The following is a 19,013-nucleotide window of genomic DNA, read 5'->3' as shown; positions in this document are numbered from 1 at the left end:
ATGACGGGTGAAGGCGAAGTTCTTAACCCGCGAGCCCGCAGCCTGAGCGGTTTTCAACGCCCGGAACCGCGCTGCGGTCCCGGGCGGTGAGCGCAGATCAGTTGCTCTGGCGGCGCAGGAAGGTCGGGATCTCGAGGCCCATCTCGTCCTGCTGCACCTGGCGCGGGGCCTGGCGCGGAGCCGCCGCCATGGGCGCGGGGGCCGCCTGCGGCGCGACGACCGAAGGCTCGACCCGCGGCGCGGCGTGATGGCCGAGCGGGCCCGGAGCCTCGGGCAGGCTGCGGCGCATCATGCTGCCGAGGCCGGTCGCCTTCTGGAACAGGCCGCGCATCATGGAACCGCCGCGGCCCATGGGCTCAGGGGGGGCCTGGCGCGGGGCGGGCGCGGGCTCGGGCGCGGCGACGGGCTCGCCGATCACGATTGGCGCCTCGCGCATCGCCGGCTGGGCGTGGACATAGGCGGGCTCCATCGCGACCGGTTCGGCGGCGTGGACTTCGGCGACGGGCTCCGCCGCGGCCTCGACCACGGCGGGGCGCATTGTCGGCATGGCGACGGGCTGGGCCGCGGTGCGGATGAAGCTCTGCGGCGCCCGCGGCGCGCCCATGGGGCCGGGGCCGGCGGCCACGGCCTGGGTCGCGACCGCGGAGACCGGTGCGGCTGCACCGCCACCGACGGCGACGAGGCGGGGGCGCTCGGCCTCGCGCGCCGCGACGGCATCGAGGCCAGTGGCGACGACGGAAACGCGCACGCGGCCGTTCATGCCCTCATCGACCGAGGTGCCGAAGATGATGTTGGCTTCCTCGTCGACTTCCTTGCGGATGCGGTTCGCGGCCTCGTCGACCTCGAACAGCGTCATGTCGTAGCCGCCGGTGATGTTGATCAGCACGCCCTTCGCACCCGCCATCGAGATGTCCTCGAGCAGCGGGTTGTTGATCGCGCTCTCGGCGGCCTTGCGGGCGCGGTCCTCGCCCTCGGCCTCGCCGGTGCCCATCATCGCCTTGCCCATCTCCGCCATCACGGTGCGGATGTCGGCGAAGTCGAGGTTCACCATGCCCGGGTTGACCATCAGGTCGGTCACGCCGCGCACGCCCATGTAGAGGACGTTGTCGGCCATCTTGAACGCTTCCTGGAAGGTGGTGCGCTCGTTGGCCAGCCTGAACAGGTTCTGGTTCGGGATGATGATCAGCGTGTCGACGAAGGACTGCAGTTCCTCGATCCCGGAATCGGCCGACTTGCGGCGCTTCGGGCCTTCGAAGTCGAAGGGCTTGGTGACCACGCCGACGGTGAGGATGCCGCGCTCCCGCGCCATGCGCGCGATGACCGGGGCTGCACCCGTGCCCGTGCCGCCGCCCATGCCGGCGGTGATGAAGATCATGTGCACGCCTTCGATGTGGCGCGCGATCTCCTCCATCGCTTCCTCCGCGGCAGCGCGGCCGATCTCGGGCTTCGCGCCGGCGCCGAGGCCCTGCGTGAGGTGCGGGCCGAGCTGCACGCGGCGTTCGGCGCGCGAGTGGAAGAGGGATTGGCTGTCCGTGTTCGCGACGAGGAACTCGACGCCGTCGAGTCCCATCGCGATCATGTTGTTGACCGCGTTGGTGCCACCGCCGCCGACGCCGACGACCGTGATGCGCGGGCTGAAATCCGTGTGCGCGCTCTGCGGCACGGTCAGGTTCAGGGTCATGGGCGAGCCTCCTCTTTGAGGTTCTCTACGCGGTGGAATCGAGTCGGGGCGAGGGGTCGCATCACACGCGGTCCTTCACCCAGTTGACGAATCGGCGGAACGCGCTGTCCGACCGTGCGGGGCCGGGCGCGATGTCGAGCACGGGACGGCCTTCGCCGGCACCCCAGAGCAGCAGGCCGATGGACGCGGCGAAGGCGGGGCCGGACGCGGCCTCGGCCAGTCCGCGCACCGGCAGCGGGCGTCCGACGCGGACCTGCCGGTCGAGGATTCGTGCAGCGAGTTCACGCACGCCGACGAGTTGGCTCGCGCCACCGGTCAGCACGACGCGGTTGCCGCCTTCCTTGCCGAGGCCCGCGGCCTCGAGCCGGTCGCGCACGAGCTCGAAGGTCTCCTCGAGTCGCGGGCGGATGATGCCGACGACCATGGCGCGCGGGATGCGTGCGATGGCGTGCTCGTCCTCGCCGAGCAGGGGGACGGGGAGGAATTCCCGGTCGTCGTCGGCGCCGCCATGGACGCTGCCGTGCAGCGTCTTGATGCGCTCGGCATGCGCGACGGGCGTCGACAGCACGGTGGCGAGGTCGTTGGTCACCTGCCCGCCGCCGACCGCGACCTGCGCGGTGTGGACCAGGTGGCCCTCGCTGAAGACGGCGAGGCTGGTCGCGCCGCCGCCCATGTCGATGACGGTGCAGCCGAGCTGCTTCTCGTCCTCGACCAGCGTCGCGAGGCCGGCGGCGAAGGGTGCGGAGACGAGTTCCTCCACCTCGAGGTCGCAGCGCATCAGGCAGGCGCCGAGGTTGCGCAGCGAGGCCTGGGAGGCCGAGACCATGTGCAGCCGCGCGGCGAGCGTGTCGCAGATCATCGCGCGCGGATCGTCCACGCCCGGCGTCGCATCGACGGTGAAGCCGAGCGGGATGGCGTGGACCGTCTCGCGGCCTTCCTCCGAGGTACGGCGGCGCCCTTCGTGCAGGATGGCGCGCAGGTCCTGGTCGGTGACGGCGCGCCCGCCGATGCCCCACTGGATGTGCAGCTGCCGGCTGTCGGGCTGGCCGCAGGAGAGGTTGACGATCACGCCGGGCAGGCGCGTGTCGGCCATGTCCTCGGCCTGGCCGACGGCGGCGCGGATGGCGCGCTCGGCTTCCTCGAGGTCGACGATCGACCCGCCCTTCACGCCGCGGCCGCGCTGCCAGCCGAAGCCGAGCACGCGTGGCGCGCCGTCGCTCTCGATGCGCGCGATCAGGCAGACCGCCTTGGTCGATCCGATGTCGAGCACGCCGAAGGTGCCGCTGCGCGCATGGCGGCGCTTGCGCTGCGGCGTGCCGGGCTCGACGGGGGCGGGAAGGCGGGTCAACTGGTTCATCCGCGCCGCGCCCGGCTGGCCTGCTGGGGCGAAGGCTGCTCGGCGGGTTCGGCCTGGCGCGTCGGGCGCAGTACCAGGCGGTCCGGCAGGCGCATGTCGATCGCCGCGAGCGGGCGGTCGAGGAGGCGCGCTTCCTGCTGCAACTCGGCGAGGCGTTCGAGCGCCGCGCCTTCATGGCCTTCGGGCAGCAGCACGTCGGTGCCGTTGTGCAGGCGCAGGTTCCAGCGGCGTTCCTGGATGCGGACCATGGCCTGCACGCGGTCGCGCAGGTCGGTGTGGCGGGCGAGCGCGGTGTAGAGCGCGTGGCCGCTGGTGTCGGCGCCTGCGCCGACCAGCAGCGGCAGGGAACCGAACTGGTCGAGCCGTTCCGTCGCCACCACCTTGCCGGCGGCGTCGATGATCACGAAGCGGCCATTGTGCTGCCAGATGGCGAAGGGCTGGCGTTCCTCGATGCGCACCACGATGGTCGAGGGCAGGTGCCGCTCGACATGCGCGCGCTGAACCCAGGCGATGGTCTCGAGCCGCTGGCGCGCGGCCTCGGGCGAGAAGTCGAGGATCGGATCGCCGCGCGACACGCCGAGGGCAGCGACGATCATGTCGCGCGGCGTGTTGTGGCGCCCTTCGAGGATCACGGCGTTCACGCTCAGCCCGGCGGTGTCGCCAATGCCCGCCAGCGAGGAGGCGACATCGCGGACCCGCGCACCCGGGTCGATCGCGCGGACGGCCAGCACCAGCACGCCGATCGCGCCGAGGCCCATCGCGGCGTAGAGCGCCGGACGCGCGAGGCCGCGCCGCCGGCGCATCCAGATGCGCAGGCGTGACGGGCGGGACGGTTCCTTCTGGGTTGCGGAGGTGCGGGCGAGCCGCTCACGCGCCATACCGGGCCTCCCGCACCATCCAGGCGCAGAGCGCGCCGAAGGGAATGCCGCAATGAGCCGCCTGTTCGGGCAGCAGCGAGGTCGGCGTCAGGCCGGGCTGGGTGTTCACTTCCAGCAGCACCAGGCGGCCGGGTTCGCCCGTCGTGTCGTCGTAGCGCAGGTCGGCGCGCGAGGCGCCGCGGCAGCCCAGCGCCTGATGCGCGCGCAGCGCAATGTCGAGCGCCTGGGCATAGGCGTCGGGGTGCATCTGCGCCGGCAGGACATGGCGCGACCCGCCGGCCGCGTACTTGCTGTCGTAGTCGTAGAAGGCGCCGGCATCGGCGAGGATGTCGGTCACCGCGAGCGCCCGGTCCCCCATCACGCCGACCGTCAGTTCGCGCCCCGGGACGTAGGTCTCGGCCATGGCGTGGGCGCCGTAGCGCCAGTTGCGCGCGATCTCGCCGCGGCGGTTGTCGCCTTCCATCAGGATGTGCACGCCGACCGAGGAGCCCTCGTTCACCGGCTTCACCACATAGGGAAGGGGCAGCGGGTCGGCGGCCTCGAGTTCCTCGCGCGTCACCAGGCGGTCCTGCACCACCGGCAGGCCGGCCGAGCGGAACACTGCCTTCGCCGCGGCCTTGTCCATGGCGAGGGCGGAGGCGCGCAGGCCCGAATGCGTGTAGGGCAGGCCGAGCCAGTCGAGCACGCCCTGGATGCAGCCATCCTCGCCGAAGCGGCCATGGAGGGCGTTGAACACCACGTCCGGCCGCGGATGCGTCAGGGCGTGGATGACCGCACCGAGATCCTCCCCGACATCGATCGGCGTGACGTTGAAGCCTGCCTCGCGCAGAGCGACGATGACCTGGCCGCCGGAGGAGAGGGAGACCTCCCGCTCGGCCGAGATGCCGCCGTAGAGGACCGCGACGTTCTGGGTCATGCGGGCCTCCCGACGCGCTTGATCTCCCATTCGAGCTCGATACCCGAGGCAGCGCGCACGCGGGCGCGGACCTCTTCTCCGAGAGCCTCGATATCGGCGGCGGTGGCGCCGCCGGTGTTGAGGAGGAAGTTGCAGTGCTTCTCGCTGACCTGCGCGGCGCCGTGCATCAGGCCGCGGCAGCCGGCGGCGTCGATCAGTTCCCAGGCCTTCTTCGCACCCGGCGGGTTCTTGAAGGTGGAGCCGCCGGTGCGGGCGCGGACGGGCTGGGTCGCCTCGCGCGCAGCGCGGATATCGTTGAGGCGGGCGGTGACGGCTGCGGCATCGCCTGGCGTCGCGCGAAGTCGCGCGCGGGTGACCACGGCGCGGGCGGGCAGGGCGGCGCGGCGATAGGCGAAGTTCAGATCCGCAGCGGTCAGACGCAGCAGGCCGGACGGCGTTGCGACCTCGGCCCAGTCCAGTACGTCCTTGATCTCGGCCCCATAGGCGCCGGCGTTCATCGCCACCGCGCCGCCGATGGTCCCCGGGATGCCGACGAGGAATTCGAGGCTGCCCAGAGCACTGGCAGCCGCCGTCTCCGCGACCGTGACGTCGAGCGCGGCCGCGCCGGCCACGATGCCGTCGGCCTCGATCGCGATGTCGCCGAAGCCGCGCGCGAGGCGCACCACCACGCCCGCCACGCCGCCGTCACGGACGATCATGTTCGACGCGGCGCCGATCACCGTCAGCGGCACGTCGTCCGGCAGGTCGCGCAGCAGCAGCAGCAGGTCATCGACATCGGCCGGGCGCACCAGGATCTCGGCCGGGCCGCCGACGCGGAACCAGGTCGCGGGGCCGAGCGGCGCGTCGCGCTGCACGCGGCCGCGCAGCGGGGGCAGCGTGGCGTGCGCTTCCATCCCGGGCCTCACTTCATCGCTCCGGCGAGGCGGCCGCGGGTGCGGGACTGCAGGTCGGCAAGCTGGCCCGGCAGCGCATGCGCCCAGGCGGTGATGTTGCCGGCGCCGAGGCAGACCACGTAGTCGCCGGACTTGGCGATGGCGTGGATCATCTCGGGCAGGCTGTCGGGGCCGGGCAGCGGCACGACGGAGCGGTGGCCGCGGGCGCGCAGGCCCTCGACCAGCGCGTCCTTGTCGACGCCGGCGATCGGCTGTTCGCCCGCCGCGTAGACGTCGGCGACGATGACCGTGCCGGCGTCGTTCATGCAGGTGCAGAACTCCTCGAAGAGGGTGTTCAGGCGCGAGTAGCGATGCGGCTGGACGACGGCGATCACGTCCCGCGCGCCCGCCTGGCGGGCGGCCTTGAGCACGGCGGCGATCTCGACCGGGTGGTGGCCGTAGTCGTCGATGACGGTGATGCCGCCGGCTTCGCCGGTCCGGGTGAAGCGGCGCTTCACGCCCTTGAAGCCGGCCAGCGCGGTGCGGATGGTGCTCTCGTCGACGTCCATCTCGACGCCGATCGCGATCGCCGCGAGCGCGTTCTGCACATTGTGCTGGCCGAGCATCGGCAGGCGGAAGGGCTTCATGGTGCGCGACCGGCCGGTGGCGCGGTCGGTCACCGTCACCTCGAAGGTCGCGCCCATGCGGTCGGTGATGATGCGTTCGGCGCGCACATCGGCCTGCGGCGAGAAGCCGTAGGTGACGATGCGGCGGTCCGACAGGCGCGGGATCATCGCCTGGACCTCGGGGTGGTCCATGCAGAGCACCGCGAAGCCGTAGAACGGGATGTTGCCGACGAACTGGGCGTAGCCTTCCTTCATGGCATCGCCCGTCCCCCAGTGGTCGAGGTGCTCGGGGTCCATGTTGGTCACGACCGCGACGACGGCCGGCAGCTTCAGGAAGGAGCCGTCGGATTCATCGGCCTCGACGACCATCCAGTCGCCGGCGCCCATGCGGGTGTTGGTGCCGTAGGCGTTGACGATGCCGCCATTGATGACAGTGGGGTCGAGGCGCGCAGCCTCGAGTACTGCGGCGACGAGGGAGGTGGTGGTCGTCTTGCCATGCGTGCCGCCAATGGCGATGGACCATTTCAGGCGCATCAGCTCGGCCAGCATCTCGGCGCGGCGGACGACCGGGATGAAGCGCTTGCGGGCGGCGACCACCTCGGGGTTGTCGCGCTTCACCGCCGTGGAGACGACGACGACCTGCGCATCACCGAGATTGGCGGCGTCGTGGCCGACCGCGACGTGGATGCCGGCCTCGCGCAGGCGGGTGACGTTGTAGCCCTCGGCGATGTCGCTGCCCTGCACGTGGTAGCCGAGGTTGTGCAGCACCTCCGCGATGCCGGACATGCCGATGCCGCCGATGCCGACGAAGTGGATCGGCCCGATGTTGAGCGGAAGCGCGCGCATCAGGCGGTCCCCATGGCGTCGTGGTGGGCGAGCGCGAGCACGCGATCGGCAAGGTCCCGCGCCGCATGCGGGCGGGCGAGGGCGGCGGCCGCGGCGGCGGCCGAGACAAGGCGAAGGGGAACCGCGAAGAGCGAGACGAGGCGTTCGGCGAGCGCCGCCGGGGTGAAGGAAGGCTGCGGGTAGACCCAGGCGGCGTCGGCCTCGGCGAGCGCGCGGGCATTCGCGGATTGATGGTCGTCGATCGCCGAGGGGAGCGGCACCAGGACGGAGGGGCGCCCGGCGCAGGCGAGTTCGGCGACCGTCGAGGCGCCGGCGCGGGCGACGACGAGGTGCGCGGTCGCGATCCGCCCGGCGATGTCGGGGAAAAAGGGCGCGAGGTCGGCGACCACGCCCGCGGCGCGATAGGCGCTCTCGGTGCGGGCCAGGTCCTCGGCGCGGCATTGCTGCGTCACCAGCAGCCGCGCGCGGATCTCCTCCGGCAGGGCGGCGACGGCGGCGGGGACGACATCGGCGAAGACGCGCGCGCCCTGGCTACCGCCGGTCACCAGCAGGCGCAGCGCGCCGCCCTCGGGCGGCAGCGGATAGGGTTGGCCGGCCAGGGCGGCGAGCGCCGGGCGCACAGGATTTCCCACCACGGCGGTGGTCGTGCCGGCGGGGACATTCGTCGTGCCCTCGAAGGACAGGGCGAGCAGGTCGGCGGCGCGGGCCATCAGGCGATTGGCGCGGCCGAGCACGGCGTTCTGTTCGTGCAGCACGATGGCGGGGCGACGCGCCGCACCCGTCAGCCGTGCGGCAGCGAGGGGCGGGAAGGAGGCATAGCCGCCGAAGCCGACCACGGCCGACGGGTTGAGCGCCGCAAGGTGCCGGCGCGCCTGGACCGTGCCGGCGACGAGCGCGACCGCGCCCTTGGCCGCGCCACGGACGCCACGGCCGGACAGGCCGGCGCCGCTGAGAACGAAGCGCTCGGCGGCGGCGAAGGCGGCGCTTTCGTAAGCGGCGGAGCGCGCATCGGTCATCAGCGCGATGCGCTCGCCACGACGCAGCAGTTCCGCGGCCAGGGCTTCGGCCGGAAACAGGTGGCCGCCGGTCCCGCCGGCGGCGATGACGATGGGGCGCACGGCCGGGCCCCTCACCGGATCCCTCCCGCCGGGACGGCGGGGGCGGCGGGATCGGCATCCTCCCCGGCCCGCGTGCCGGTGCGTCGCCTGGTCAGGGCGAGCAGCATGCCCATCCCCATCGCAATGGCGAGCACCGAGGAGCCGCCATAGGAGACGAAGGGCAGCGTCATCCCCTTGGTCGGGATGAGGTGCAGCGTCGAGCCCATGTTGACGAAGGCCTGCAGGCCGAACTGCGTCAGCAGCCCGGTGCCGGCGAGCATGACGAAGAGGTCGCTTTCGCCCAGCAGCCGCATCAGCCCGCGCACCACGACATAGGCGAACAGCGCGATGATCACGAGACAGAGGACCATGCCGTATTCCTCCGCCGCGACGGCGAAGACGAAGTCGGCATGGGCATCTGGCAGCACGTTCTTCACGCGGCCCTCGCCCGGGCCGCGGCCGAGCAGGCCGCCATTGGCGAAGGCCTCGAGCGCGACGCTGACCTGGTAGGAATCGCCGGACGACGGGTCGAGGAAGCGCTGCACGCGCGACTGCACGTGCGGGAACATGAAATAGGCCGCGACCGCCCCCGCCACGCCGATGCCGCCCACCGCGCCGACCAGGAACAGGTTCATGCCGGCGACGAAGAACTGGGCGAAGAACACCGCCGAGATGACGATGAGCATGCCGATGTCCGGCTGGCCCTTCAGGATCCCCGCGACCACCAGATAGAGCACGAGGGCGATGCTTGCGCCCCAGACCTTGGAGCCGGGGGCCTTGCCCTCGGCGATCAGCCAGGCGGCGACGACGGCGAAGAAGGGCTTGAGGAATTCCGAGGGCTGCAGCGACAACGCCGGGATCGGCAGCCAGCGCCGTGCGCCCTTGATCTCGACGCCCACGACGAGGGTCGCGGCCGTCAGTGCCAGCGCGATGGCGAAGCCCACCAGCGCGAGGCGCCGCACCCCGCGCACCGAGAGCAGCGACACCGAGACCATCAGCAGCGCCGCCATGGCGAGGTAGGCGACCTGCTTGATGAAGAACATGTGGCGCGAGGAGGCGCCGATGCGCTCGGCGACCGCCGGGGAGGCGGCGAGCATCATCACGTAGCCGAAGCCGATCAGGATCAGCAGCGCGCCCAGCGTCCAGCGGTCGACCGTCCACCACCAGCGGCCGAGGACGGAGGTGTCGGCGCGGGAGAAGGCCATCAGGCGGCACCCGCCGAAAGCAGGCCGGCCACGAGTTCGCGGAACCGGTCGCCACGGGCGTCGAAGCCGCTGAACTGGTCCCAGGAGGCGCAGGCCGGGGAGAGCAGGACCACGGGGGCCGCGCCGGCGAAGGCGGCCGCGGCCGCGGCGGGCACCGCGGCATCGAGGGTGCCGACGACCTCGTGCGGGACGCCATGGGCGGCGAGGGTCGCGGCGAAGGCCGGGGCGTCGCGGCCGATCAGCAGGGCCTTCGCGATGCGGGGGAAGAAGGGGGCGAGGCCCTCGATCCCGCCGTCCTTGGCCATGCCGCCGGCGATCCAGACGACGCGGTCGTAGGAGGCGAGGGCGCGGGCGGCGCTGTCGGCGTTGGTCGCCTTGCTGTCGTTGACGAAGGTGACCCCGCGGGAGGTGCCGACGCGTTCCTGGCGGTGGGGCAGGCCGGGATAGGTGGCGATGCCGACCGCCACATCCTGCCGAGACAGGCCGAGCGCGAAGCCCGTGGCGGCGGCGGCGGCGGCGTTCTGGGCGTTGTGGCTGCCTGGCAGCGCCGGGGCGTCCTCGAGGGAGAGGATCGCGCCCGAATCGTCGCGCAGCAGCCGCCCCTCGGCCCAGACGCCGCCCGGCTGGGGCGCGACGCCCGAGACCGGAACGATCCTGGCCGCTAGGCCGCGGGACAGGGCCACGGTCATCGCGTCGTCCTGGCCCAGCACCGCGACGTCCCCGGCCCCCTGGCGCGCGAAGATGTTCGCCTTCGCAGCGGCATAGCCGGCCATGCTGCCATGGCGGTCGATATGGTCCGGGCTAAGGTTCAGCATGACAGCCACGTTGAAGCGCAGCGTGGCGATTCGCTCCAACATGTAGCTCGACATTTCGAGGGTATAGACCCCTTCGGACCCCAAGATGTTGAGTCCCAGCGCCGGGGGACCGAGGTTGCCGCCGACCTCGGCCTCGCGTCCCGCGCGGATGAGCATGTGGTTGATGAGCGCCGTGGTGGTGGACTTGCCGTTGGTGCCGGTGACGCCGACGAAGCGAGCGCCGGAATGGGCCGCGAGCACCGCCCGGTAGAGGAATTCCGCGTCGCACAGGATCGGCGCCCCGGCCTGCTGGGCCGCCGCGGCGATGCGATGCGGCTTCGGCAGGCGGTGCGGGATGCCGGGGGACAGCAGAAGGGCGTCGGCGCGGAAGCGGCCCTCGGCGGGGTCGCGGACGGGCAGTCCGGCGGCAGCGGCCTCGCGGCGCTTCGCCTCGTCATCGTCCCAGGCCTCGACCTCCGCCCCCCAGTCGGCGAGGCGCAATGCGGCGGGCAGGCCTGCGCGGCCGAGCCCGACGACCGCGATGCGCGCGCCGAGGAAGGGGGTGAAGGGCGGGGCCGGAACGGTCATCGGATCTTCAGCGTGCTGAGGCCGACGAGGGCGAGGATCATGGCGATGATCCAGAAGCGGATGACGATGGTGGGTTCCGCCCAGCCCTTCTTCTCGAAGTGGTGGTGCAACGGCGCCATCAGGAAGACGCGCCGGCCCGTCCGTTTGAACCAGAAGACCTGGATCATCACGGAGACGGTCTCGACCACGAAAAGGCCGCCAACGATGGCGAGCACGATCTCGTGCTTCGTCGCGACGGCGAGCGCGCCCAGCGCGCCGCCGATCGAGAGCGAGCCGGTGTCGCCCATGAAGACCGCGGCCGGCGGCGCGTTGAACCACAGGAAGCCGAGCGCCGCGCCGATCAGCGCCGAGGCGAAGACCGCGAGCTCGCCCGTGCCGGGCACGTAGTGCAGCTGCAGGTAGTCGGCGAAGACGCGGTTGCCGACCAGGTAGGCGATCAGCGCAAAGACGGCCGCGGCGATCATTACCGGAACGATGGCAAGGCCATCGAGCCCGTCGGTGAGGTTCACCGCGTTGGACGAACCCATCATCACCAGCATGCCGATGAGCGGGAACAGGATGCCGAAGGGGATCAGCAATTCCTTGAACACCGGCACGGCGAGCTTGTCGGCGAGCGGCCCGGGCATCAGCGCGGTGATCCAGACCGCGACCGCCAGGCCGAGGCCGGCCTGCACGATCAGCTTCATCCGCCCCGACACGCCCTTGGTGTTGCGCTTGGTCACCTTCAGCCAGTCATCGGCGAAGCCGAGCGCGCCATAGCCGACCGTGACCACCAGCGTCGCCCAGACCATGCCCGAGCGGAGGTCCGCCCAGAGCAGCGTCGAGACGACGAGGGCGAGCAGGATCATCACGCCGCCCATGGTCGGCGTGCCCTTCTTCTCGATCAGGTGGCGCTCCGGCCCGTCGTCGCGGATCGGCTGGCCACCGCGCTGGAAGGATCGCAGCCAGCGGATGATCGCGCCGCCGAAGACGAGGCAGATCAGCAGCGCCGTCAGGCAGGCCGCGCCGGCTCGGAAGGTGTGGTAGCGCGCGAGGTTGAAGAGCGCGAAATCCTCGGCGAAAGGGGTGAGGAAGTTATAGATCACGGCCGCATGCCTTCGGTCAGCGCCTCCACAACGACCGCCATGCGCGATCCGAGCGAGCCCTTCACCAGCACCGCGTCGCCCGGACGCAGCGCCTGCTTCAGCACCGGCGCGAGGCTCGCGGAATCCGGCAGGTGCGCACCGCGCCGCCCCTCGGGCAAAGCGCGGTAGAGGTGGCCCATCATCTCCCCGCAGCAGAAGACGAGGTCGCAGGACTGCGCCGCGTCAGGCGCCAGACTCGCGTGGATGGCGGGCGCCTCATCGCCCAATTCGCGCATGTCGCCAAGGGCGGCGATCCGGCGCGTCGCCGCCTGGGCGGCGAGCACGGCAAGCCCGGCGCGGATCGAGGGCGGGGAGGCGTTGTACGAATCGTCGATCAGCAACGCCTCGCCGCCCGAGACTGTGATGCGGGTGCGACGGCCACGGCCGGCGGGCGCGCCGAAGGCGGGCAGGGCGGCGGCGGCGGTCCGCGGCGACAGGCCAAGGGCCGCGACGGCGGCGAGCACCGCGCAGGCATTGAGCGCGACGTGGCGGCCCGGGGCGGCCAGCATGACGCCGATCCGTTCGCCGCGCAGAAGGATCTCGGCGCGCCCGCCATCTTCGGTGCCCTCGTAGGCGAGCAGGCGGGCATCGGCGCCGGGCGCCTCGCCATGCGCCAGGACGGCGAGGCCGGCTTCCTCGCCGCGCGCGGCGAGGCGTGCGGCGAAACGGCTGTCGGCCGGGATGACCAGCGTGCCGCCCGCTTCGATGCCGAGGAGGATGTCGCCCTTCTCCTCGGCGATCGCCTCCTCGCTGCCGAGGTTGCCGATATGCGCGGTGCCGGTAGTGGTGATGACGCCGACATGCGGCCGGGCGAGGCGGGTGAGGGGCGCGATCTCGCCGCGCTGGTTCATGCCCATCTCGATCACCGCGAAGGCGGCGTCCCGCGGCATGCGGGCGAGGGTGATCGGCACGCCCCAGTGATTGTTGAAGGAGGCCGCGGAGGCATGCGTCGGCCCGAAGGCGGAAAGCGCGACGCGCAGCATCTCCTTCGTCGTGGTCTTGCCGACCGAGCCGGTGACCCCGACGACGCGCGCCGCGGATCGCGCGCGGCCGGCGGCGCCGAGGGCGGTGAGGCCGGCCAGCGTCTCGGTCACGCGCAGCAGGGGGGCGTCCGGGGCGACGCCGGGCGGGTCGCTGTCGACCAGCGCGGCGGCCGCGCCCTTGGCCAGCGCGTCGGCGACGAAGTCGTGCCCGTCGCGCGCATCACGCAGCGCAACGAAGAGGTCGCCCGGCGCGAGGCTGCGCGTGTCGATCGAGATGCCGGTCACGGAGACCTCGGCCGCGAGCGTTCCGCCGGTCGCGGCGCGGAGCTCGTCGCTGGTCCAGAGCGCGGTCACGACAACGCCCCGGCGAGGCGGCGGACGACCTCGATGTCGTCGAAGGGGTGCTTGATGCCCGCGATCTCCTGGCCGGTCTCGTGACCCTTGCCGGCGACGGCGAGCACGTCCCCGGGGCCGAGGTCGGCGAGCGCGGCGGCGATGGCGTCCTCCCGCGCGCCGGCGTCGATGGCGCCGGGAGCGCCCGTCATCACGGCGGCGCGGATGGTGGCGGGATCCTCGCTGCGGGGATTGTCGTCGGTGACCCAGGCCTTGTCGGCGCCCTCGGCGGCGGCGCGGCCCATCAGCGGGCGCTTGCCGGGATCGCGGTCGCCGCCGGCGCCGAACAGGACATGCAGGCGGCCGGCGGTGTGGGGGCGCAGGGCCGCGAGCAGCCGCGCCAGCGCATCGGGCGTGTGCGCGTAGTCGACATAGACCGCGGCGCCGTTCGGCAGGACGGCAGCGCGCTCCATCCGCCCATGCACGCCGGCGAGGCGCGGCAGCGTGCCGAAGACCTGGTCGGCCGGCAGGCCCGCACCGACCGCAAGGGCCGCGGCGAGCAACGCGTTGTCGGCCTGGAAGCGGCCGGGCAGGGGCAGGTGCAGGTCGTGGCGCGTGCCGAACGCCTCGACCTCGAGCGCCTGGCCGTCCGGCAGCGGACGGGCGGCGAGGAGGCGCACATCCTCTCCTGCCTCGCCCACGGTCAGCAGGTTGACGTGGCGGGCGCGTGCGGTGGCGCGCAGGGCGTCGAGCGTCGTGCCGTCCATCTCGGTGCAGGCGGCGCCGATCGCCCCGGCGGGCAGCAGCGTGTCGAAAAGCCGCAGCTTGGCCGCGCGATAGGCCTCCATCGAGCCGTGGTAGTCGAGGTGATCGCGCGTGAGGTTGGTGAAGCCGGCCGCGGCCAGCACCACGCCGTCGAGGCGCCGCTGGTCGAGACCATGGGAGGAGGCTTCCATCGCCGCTGCGCCGAAGCCCGCGCGGGCGAGGGCGGCGAGCGTCGCATGCAGCGCGACCGGGTCCGGCGTGGTCAGGGAGGGCCCGCGCGGGAAGCCCTCGGCGATCAGGCCGAGGGTGCCGAGGGAGGCGGCGCGCTCGCCGGCCAGGGTCCAGATCTGGCGCAGGAAGTCGACCGTGCTGGTCTTGCCGTTGGTACCGGTCACGGCGACGACCGTGCGTGGCTGCGCGCCATGGAAGGCGGCGGCCATCAGCGCGAGCGTCCGGCGCGGGTCGGCCGAGGTGATCAGCGGCCGCACCGGCACGCCCGGCGGCCAGTCGGTGCCGTCCGGGGCGATCACTGCGGCGGCCCCGCGTTCGACGGCATCGGCGATGAAGGCACGGCCATCGGCACGCAGGCCGGGCAGGGCGGCGAAGATCATGCCGGGTGCGACGGCCCGGCTGTCGGCGGTCAGCCCGGCGACCGGGCTGTCCTCGGCGAGCGCGGGCAGGCCGCTGCGGCGCATGAGCTCACCGAGGTGCAAGGCTCGCCTCCCGCTGCGGCGCGGCGGCGGCGGGCTGGGCGGAAGGACGCGACGGCGCGGTCGGCCGGGTCGCGGGCGTCGCGGCCGGCGGCGCATAGCCGGGAATGCCGCGCCCGTTCATCGGCATGGTAATGGCGCGCGTGATCTCTGGCGTGACCGGCTCCGGCAGCATGCCGAGGATCGGGGCGATGCGGGAGATCACCATGCCGGCCGCGGGGGCCGCAACCCAGCCGGCGGTCGCGAAGCCATGGCTGCGCGCGTTCGGCTTGGGTTCGTCGACCATGACGTAGACGGCGTAGCGCGGGGCATACATCGGGAAGGCGCCGATGAAGGCGGCGATGCGCTTGTTCTCGAGGTAGCCGCCGCGCGGACCGGTCTTCTGCGCCGTGCCGGTCTTGCCGCCGACGAAGTAGCCGGGGACGTCGGCGCCGCGGCCCGAGCCGTCGGTCACCACCAGGCGCATCATGCGGCGCATGATCTCGGAGGTGCGCTCGCTGATGACGCGCGTGCCCTCGCGCTGGGTGCCGGGCGGCACGGCGAGGATGGTCGGCTGACGCAGGATGCCGCCATTGGCGATGGTCGCGCCCGCCATGGCGACATGCAGCGGCGTGACCGAGATGCCGTGGCCGAAGCCGATGGTCATGGTGTTCAGCTCGCGCCAGGTACGCTGGCCGGGCACCAGCGGCAGCGCGGTCTCCGGGATCTCGATCCGCAGGCGCGAGGTCATGCCCATCCGCTGCATGAATTCGCGGTGGCGGTTGACGCCGACCGCGGCCGCCATGTGCGCCGAGGCGAGGTTCGAGGAATAGGCGAGGATCTCGGGCAGGGCGAGCCAGCGCCCCTTGCCGCGATAGTCGTTGATGGTGAAGCGGCCGACGGAGATGGGGCGCGAGGCGTCGTAGCCCTGCCAGGGCTGCAGCCCGTTCTCCAGCGCCATCGAGGCGGTGAGCAGCTTGAAGGTTGACCCCGGTTCGTAGACGCCGACGGTGACGCGGTTGAAGCGCTGGTCGTTGGTGGCGGCGCCCACGTCGTTGGCGTCGTAGTCGGGCAGGCTGACCATCGACAGCACTTCGCCCGTGTTGACGTCCATCACGACGCCGGCGCCGCCGATGCCGTTGAACTCGTCGATCGCGCGCTGCACCGCTTCCCGCAGCGCGAGCTGCACGCGGATGTCGAGCGAGAGCCGCAGGCGTTCGTTGGGTTGGCCGCGCAGGCGCTGGTCGAAGGACCGCTCGACGCCGGCGATGCCGTTCCCGTCGACGTCGACGCCGCCGATGATGTGCGCCGCGGTGCGGCCCTGCGGGAAGAAGCGGCGCTCGGCTTCCTCGAAATACAGGCCCGGGATGCCGAGGGTGTTGACCTGTGCGACCTGGCGCGGGGTCAGGGCGCGGGCGATGTAGGCGAACTGCCGCTCGCCCGACAGGCGCTGGATCAGCCGCTCGCGGTCGAGTTCGGGCAGCACGCGGCGGAGCCGGTCGGCGGCCTCGGGGGCGTTCTCGATCTGGCGGGGGTTCGCATAGAGCGCGGTCAGCGGCAGCGAGACGGCGAGGATCTCGCCGTTGCGGTCGGTGACGGTGGCGCGCGCGACCGGCGCCTCGGCCGGCGGCGCGGGCGGGCGGGACAGGGCGGCGGCGCGGCGCGGCTCGGCCGGGTGGATCACCGTCGCCATGGCGAGCTTCAGCGCCACGGCGCCGAACAGCCCGGCGAAGCCGATGGCCGCGAGCACCAGGCGGCCGCGCGTCTTGTCGAGGATCGCCCGGCGCATCAGGTCCGGCTGGGTGACGCGGACGACGGCGCGCGGCGGATCGGCCGGCATCACCGGGCGCCGCAGCATCGGCGCATCGGCGGGTGCCGAATGCGGGGCCGGCGCGGCGACCGGAGCGTGGGGGGGGATGTGGGTCATGGTCCGCGGCGGCTACCGCCCGGTGCCGCCGGACAGCGTGGCGGCGGAGGCGCGGGAGATCGGCACGGGCGGCGCGAGGGCTGGTCCGCCGGTGGCGAGGACGGAGGTGATCGGCGGCGCGGCGACGCGCTGCACCGGCGTGGCCTGGGCCGGTTGCTCGACATGCAGGGCGCGCTGCACGGGCGGGCGCGGCGCGGCCGGCACCGGCGCTGGCCGGGGAGCCGCGGCGCTGGCGAGCCGCGGGGGCTGGTGTTCGGGCGTGCGCGGCGCTGCCGGGCGGGTGGCCTGCACGGCGGCGACGGCGACGGCCGCGGCTGCGGGCGCCGTCAGGCCGGGCGGGGCCGCGGCGGCGGTGGGCGCCATCGCGGCGACCACGACCGCGGTGGCAGCAGGCTCGGGAGCCGCGGGTTCGGCGGCGGCGGGCGCGACCGGGGCGGCGGCTGCGGCGGCTGCGGCAACCGGCGCACGGTTGCGCGGTTCGGCGGCGGCGATGGCGAGCGGCGCGGCGCGGCCGTCGCCGGGCGGTTCGGTCGGCGCGAAAAGCGAGGCGGGCGCGGCGAAGGCGCGCGGGCCCGGCAGGCGCCGTTCCAGTTCGGACATGCGCACGAACTGCGTCGGGGCCATCGGCTCGAGCGGCAGGTGGCGCTGCGCGACCTGGCGCAGGCGCTCGGGCTCGTTCAGCAGCGCCCATTCGGCGCGCAGCACCTGGGTGCGCTCGCGCGCCTGCTCGGTCTGGCGGTTGATGTTGCGCAGTTCCCGGTCGAGCTGCGCGACCGAGTGCTTCACCTGGTAGAGGTAGAGGCCTGCGCCGGCGGCGGCGACCATGCTCAGCAGGGTCAGGGGTCGGATCATGCGGCCTCCTCCAGCCGTTCGATCGCGCGCAGACGCGCGGAACGGGCCCGGGGGTTGTCGGACGTCTCGTCATCGGCCGGGCGCAGCGCGCGCGGCGTGACGAGGCGGAAGCGGGGTGCCGCGCGCTGCGTCAGCGCGCCGGGATCGTGGCGCGAGGCGCCGCCGGAGCGCCCGGCGGCATCCGCCATGAAGCGCTTGGCGATGCGGTCCTCGAGCGAATGGAAGGCGACGACCACGAGCCGCCCACCCGGGGCGAGCAGCCGCGCCGCGGCCTCGAGCCCGCGCTCGACCTCGCCGAGCTCGTCGTTCACCGCGAGGCGCAGCGCCTGGAAGGAGCGCGTCGCGCCGTCGATGCCGGAGGGATCGCGCGGCACCTTGGAGCGCACCAGGGCGGCGAGGTCGCCGGTGGTCTCGAAGGGCTGGGTCTTGCGGCGCTCGACGATGGCGCGCGCGATGCGGCGGGCGAAGCGTTCCTCGCCGAGGCGGAAGAGGATGTCCGCGAGCTCGGCCTCGGGAAGCGTGTTCACGAGGTCGGCGGCGGAGGGGCCGGACTTCTCCATCCGCATGTCGAGTGGGCCGTCGGCGCGGAAGGAGAAGCCGCGCTCGGCCTGGTCGAGCTGGAAGGAGGACACGCCGAGATCCATGACCACGCCGTCGAGCGCGGTGACGCCGCGCGCGTCGAGGTGTTCGAGCATGTCGCCGAAGCGGCCCTCGATCAGGTGAAGCCGGGGGGCGTAGCGCGCGACGAGGTCGGCGCCGCGCGCGATCGCGTCTGGGTCGCGGTCCATCGCGAACAAGGTGCAGCGCGGCGCGGATTCGAGGATAGCCGTGGAATAGCCGCCGCCGCCGAAAGTCGCGTCGAGATAGGTCGCCGCGTCGCGCGGGGCGAGAGTTGCGAGGACCTCGCGCAACATCACGGGGAGATGGCCGCTCATCGCGCCTCTCCGTCGCCGCGCGCGGGGGATGGAAGCGTGAGGCGGAAGTCGCGGGCACGGGCGCGGGCGTCGCGGATATGGGCGAGCGCGCGCTCGGTGTCCCAGATCTGGAAGCATTGGTTCGCGCCGATGAAGGAGACGGCTTCGGACAGGCCGGCCTCGGCGACGAGATCCTCGGGCAGGACCAGGCGGCCCTCGCCATCCGGGCGCGCGGGATGGGCGGTCGCGAAGAGCGCGGCGGCGAGGTTGTCGGATGCGTCGGAGAAGACATCGAGGCGCGTGTGGCCGGCCGACAGGGCGGCGAAGGCGGGCGCGGGCCAGGCCTCGATGCAGGGATGACGGAAGGAGGGGAAGAGGACGATGTCGGCGGTGCCGAGGGCCTCGAGGACCGCGCGGAACTGGGCCGGGACCGAGATGCGGCCCTTCTTGTCCAGCTTGCCCTTGTGCGTGCCCAGGAACTGGGTCATCGCCCCCCGCTGCCGGCTGCGCGATGCCGCCGAATTAAGCTGTTCCGCCCCGGTTCAGCGGCCGGCGAGGCCCCCCGA

16 protein-coding genes are annotated in these 19,013 nt (G+C 73.0%); all 16 read right to left on the bottom strand.

The window, feature by feature from the left end; all coding sequences use genetic code 11:
* Nucleotides 1-97: 97 nt before the first annotated feature.
* Nucleotides 98-1,681, bottom strand: coding sequence for a cell division protein FtsZ (gene ftsZ, locus GWK15_RS06270; RefSeq protein ID WP_168040112.1), 1,584 nt, complete (start codon nt 1,679-1,681; stop codon nt 98-100).
* A gap of 61 nt (nt 1,682-1,742) precedes the next feature.
* On the bottom strand, nt 1,743-3,038 hold the full coding sequence (gene ftsA / locus GWK15_RS06265; protein WP_168040110.1) for a cell division protein FtsA: 1,296 nt from the start codon (nt 3,036-3,038) through the stop codon (nt 1,743-1,745).
* The gene (locus GWK15_RS06260; protein ID WP_168040108.1) at nt 3,035-3,916 is read right to left on the bottom strand and encodes a cell division protein FtsQ/DivIB; all 882 of its coding nucleotides are present in this window, start codon (nt 3,914-3,916) and stop codon (nt 3,035-3,037) included. The genes ftsA and GWK15_RS06260 overlap by 4 nt, the downstream gene beginning before the upstream one ends.
* Complete coding sequence (locus GWK15_RS06255; RefSeq protein ID WP_168040106.1) at nt 3,906-4,832, bottom strand: D-alanine--D-alanine ligase; 927 nt, start codon at nt 4,830-4,832, stop codon at nt 3,906-3,908. Before GWK15_RS06255 ends, GWK15_RS06260 begins: the two co-directional genes overlap by 11 nt.
* Nucleotides 4,829-5,725, bottom strand: a complete 897-nt coding sequence (gene murB / locus GWK15_RS06250; protein ID WP_168040105.1) for a UDP-N-acetylmuramate dehydrogenase — start codon at nt 5,723-5,725, stop codon at nt 4,829-4,831. The genes GWK15_RS06255 and murB overlap by 4 nt, the downstream gene beginning before the upstream one ends.
* An 8-nt stretch (nt 5,726-5,733) precedes the next feature.
* Entirely contained in the window at nt 5,734-7,176 is a 1,443-nt protein-coding gene (gene murC, locus GWK15_RS06245) for a UDP-N-acetylmuramate--L-alanine ligase (RefSeq protein WP_168040103.1), read from the bottom strand.
* Nucleotides 7,176-8,309: an undecaprenyldiphospho-muramoylpentapeptide beta-N-acetylglucosaminyltransferase gene (gene murG, locus GWK15_RS06240; RefSeq protein ID WP_168040101.1), complete on the bottom strand. Its 1,134-nt coding sequence runs from the start codon at nt 8,307-8,309 to the stop codon at nt 7,176-7,178. Before murG ends, murC begins: the two co-directional genes overlap by 1 nt.
* Complete coding sequence (locus GWK15_RS06235) at nt 8,306-9,478, bottom strand: FtsW/RodA/SpoVE family cell cycle protein (protein WP_209442002.1); 1,173 nt, start codon at nt 9,476-9,478, stop codon at nt 8,306-8,308. The genes murG and GWK15_RS06235 overlap by 4 nt, the downstream gene beginning before the upstream one ends.
* Nucleotides 9,478-10,860, bottom strand: a complete 1,383-nt coding sequence (gene murD, locus GWK15_RS06230) for a UDP-N-acetylmuramoyl-L-alanine--D-glutamate ligase (RefSeq protein WP_168040099.1) — start codon at nt 10,858-10,860, stop codon at nt 9,478-9,480. The genes GWK15_RS06235 and murD overlap by 1 nt, the downstream gene beginning before the upstream one ends.
* Nucleotides 10,857-11,945 carry a phospho-N-acetylmuramoyl-pentapeptide-transferase gene (mraY, locus tag GWK15_RS06225; RefSeq protein ID WP_168040097.1) on the bottom strand — a complete coding sequence of 363 codons (1,089 nt, stop codon included), beginning with the start codon at nt 11,943-11,945 and terminating at the stop codon, nt 10,857-10,859. The genes murD and mraY overlap by 4 nt, the downstream gene beginning before the upstream one ends.
* Nucleotides 11,942-13,321 (bottom strand): UDP-N-acetylmuramoyl-tripeptide--D-alanyl-D-alanine ligase, encoded by a 1,380-nt coding sequence (locus GWK15_RS06220; protein ID WP_168040095.1) that lies wholly within the window; start codon nt 13,319-13,321, stop codon nt 11,942-11,944. The genes mraY and GWK15_RS06220 overlap by 4 nt, the downstream gene beginning before the upstream one ends.
* Entirely contained in the window at nt 13,318-14,760 is a 1,443-nt protein-coding gene (locus GWK15_RS06215; protein ID WP_168040292.1) for a UDP-N-acetylmuramoyl-L-alanyl-D-glutamate--2,6-diaminopimelate ligase, read from the bottom strand. Before GWK15_RS06215 ends, GWK15_RS06220 begins: the two co-directional genes overlap by 4 nt.
* Nucleotides 14,761-14,764: 4 nt before the next feature.
* Complete coding sequence (locus GWK15_RS06210) at nt 14,765-16,681, bottom strand: peptidoglycan D,D-transpeptidase FtsI family protein (protein ID WP_168040093.1); 1,917 nt, start codon at nt 16,679-16,681, stop codon at nt 14,765-14,767.
* A gap of 12 nt (nt 16,682-16,693) precedes the next feature.
* Complete coding sequence (gene ftsL / locus GWK15_RS06205; protein WP_168040091.1) at nt 16,694-17,533, bottom strand: cell division protein FtsL; 840 nt, start codon at nt 17,531-17,533, stop codon at nt 16,694-16,696.
* The gene (rsmH, locus tag GWK15_RS06200) at nt 17,530-18,468 is read right to left on the bottom strand and encodes a 16S rRNA (cytosine(1402)-N(4))-methyltransferase RsmH (protein ID WP_168040089.1); all 939 of its coding nucleotides are present in this window, start codon (nt 18,466-18,468) and stop codon (nt 17,530-17,532) included. The genes ftsL and rsmH overlap by 4 nt, the downstream gene beginning before the upstream one ends.
* Complete coding sequence (locus GWK15_RS06195; protein ID WP_168040087.1) at nt 18,465-18,935, bottom strand: division/cell wall cluster transcriptional repressor MraZ; 471 nt, start codon at nt 18,933-18,935, stop codon at nt 18,465-18,467. The genes rsmH and GWK15_RS06195 overlap by 4 nt, the downstream gene beginning before the upstream one ends.
* Nucleotides 18,936-19,013: the final 78 nt, after the last annotated feature.

The organism is Neoroseomonas oryzicola (assembly GCF_012163135.1).
Lineage (GTDB): Bacteria > Pseudomonadota > Alphaproteobacteria > Acetobacterales > Acetobacteraceae > Neoroseomonas > Neoroseomonas oryzicola.
This window is presented reverse-complemented; position numbering and strand designations above follow the sequence as displayed.

Excerpts from the sequence above, each read along its gene's own strand:
- ftsZ (WP_168040112.1), bottom strand. The coding sequence starts at position 1,681 with ATGACCCTGAACCTGACCGTGCCGCAGAGCGCGCACACGGATTTCAGC.
- ftsA (WP_168040110.1), bottom strand. The coding sequence starts at position 3,038 with ATGAACCAGTTGACCCGCCTTCCCGCCCCCGTCGAGCCCGGCACGCCG.
- GWK15_RS06260 (WP_168040108.1), bottom strand. The coding sequence starts at position 3,916 with ATGGCGCGTGAGCGGCTCGCCCGCACCTCCGCAACCCAGAAGGAACCG.
- GWK15_RS06255 (WP_168040106.1), bottom strand. The coding sequence starts at position 4,832 with ATGACCCAGAACGTCGCGGTCCTCTACGGCGGCATCTCGGCCGAGCGG.
- murB (WP_168040105.1), bottom strand. The coding sequence starts at position 5,725 with ATGGAAGCGCACGCCACGCTGCCCCCGCTGCGCGGCCGCGTGCAGCGC.
- murC (WP_168040103.1), bottom strand. The coding sequence starts at position 7,176 with ATGCGCGCGCTTCCGCTCAACATCGGGCCGATCCACTTCGTCGGCATC.
- GWK15_RS06235 (WP_209442002.1), bottom strand. The coding sequence starts at position 9,478 with ATGGCCTTCTCCCGCGCCGACACCTCCGTCCTCGGCCGCTGGTGGTGG.
- murD (WP_168040099.1), bottom strand. The coding sequence starts at position 10,860 with ATGACCGTTCCGGCCCCGCCCTTCACCCCCTTCCTCGGCGCGCGCATC.
- GWK15_RS06215 (WP_168040292.1), bottom strand. The coding sequence starts at position 14,760 with ATGCGCCGCAGCGGCCTGCCCGCGCTCGCCGAGGACAGCCCGGTCGCC.
- GWK15_RS06210 (WP_168040093.1), bottom strand. The coding sequence starts at position 16,681 with ATGACCCACATCCCCCCCCACGCTCCGGTCGCCGCGCCGGCCCCGCAT.
- ftsL (WP_168040091.1), bottom strand. The coding sequence starts at position 17,533 with ATGATCCGACCCCTGACCCTGCTGAGCATGGTCGCCGCCGCCGGCGCA.
- rsmH (WP_168040089.1), bottom strand. The coding sequence starts at position 18,468 with ATGAGCGGCCATCTCCCCGTGATGTTGCGCGAGGTCCTCGCAACTCTC.
- GWK15_RS06195 (WP_168040087.1), bottom strand. The coding sequence starts at position 18,935 with ATGACCCAGTTCCTGGGCACGCACAAGGGCAAGCTGGACAAGAAGGGC.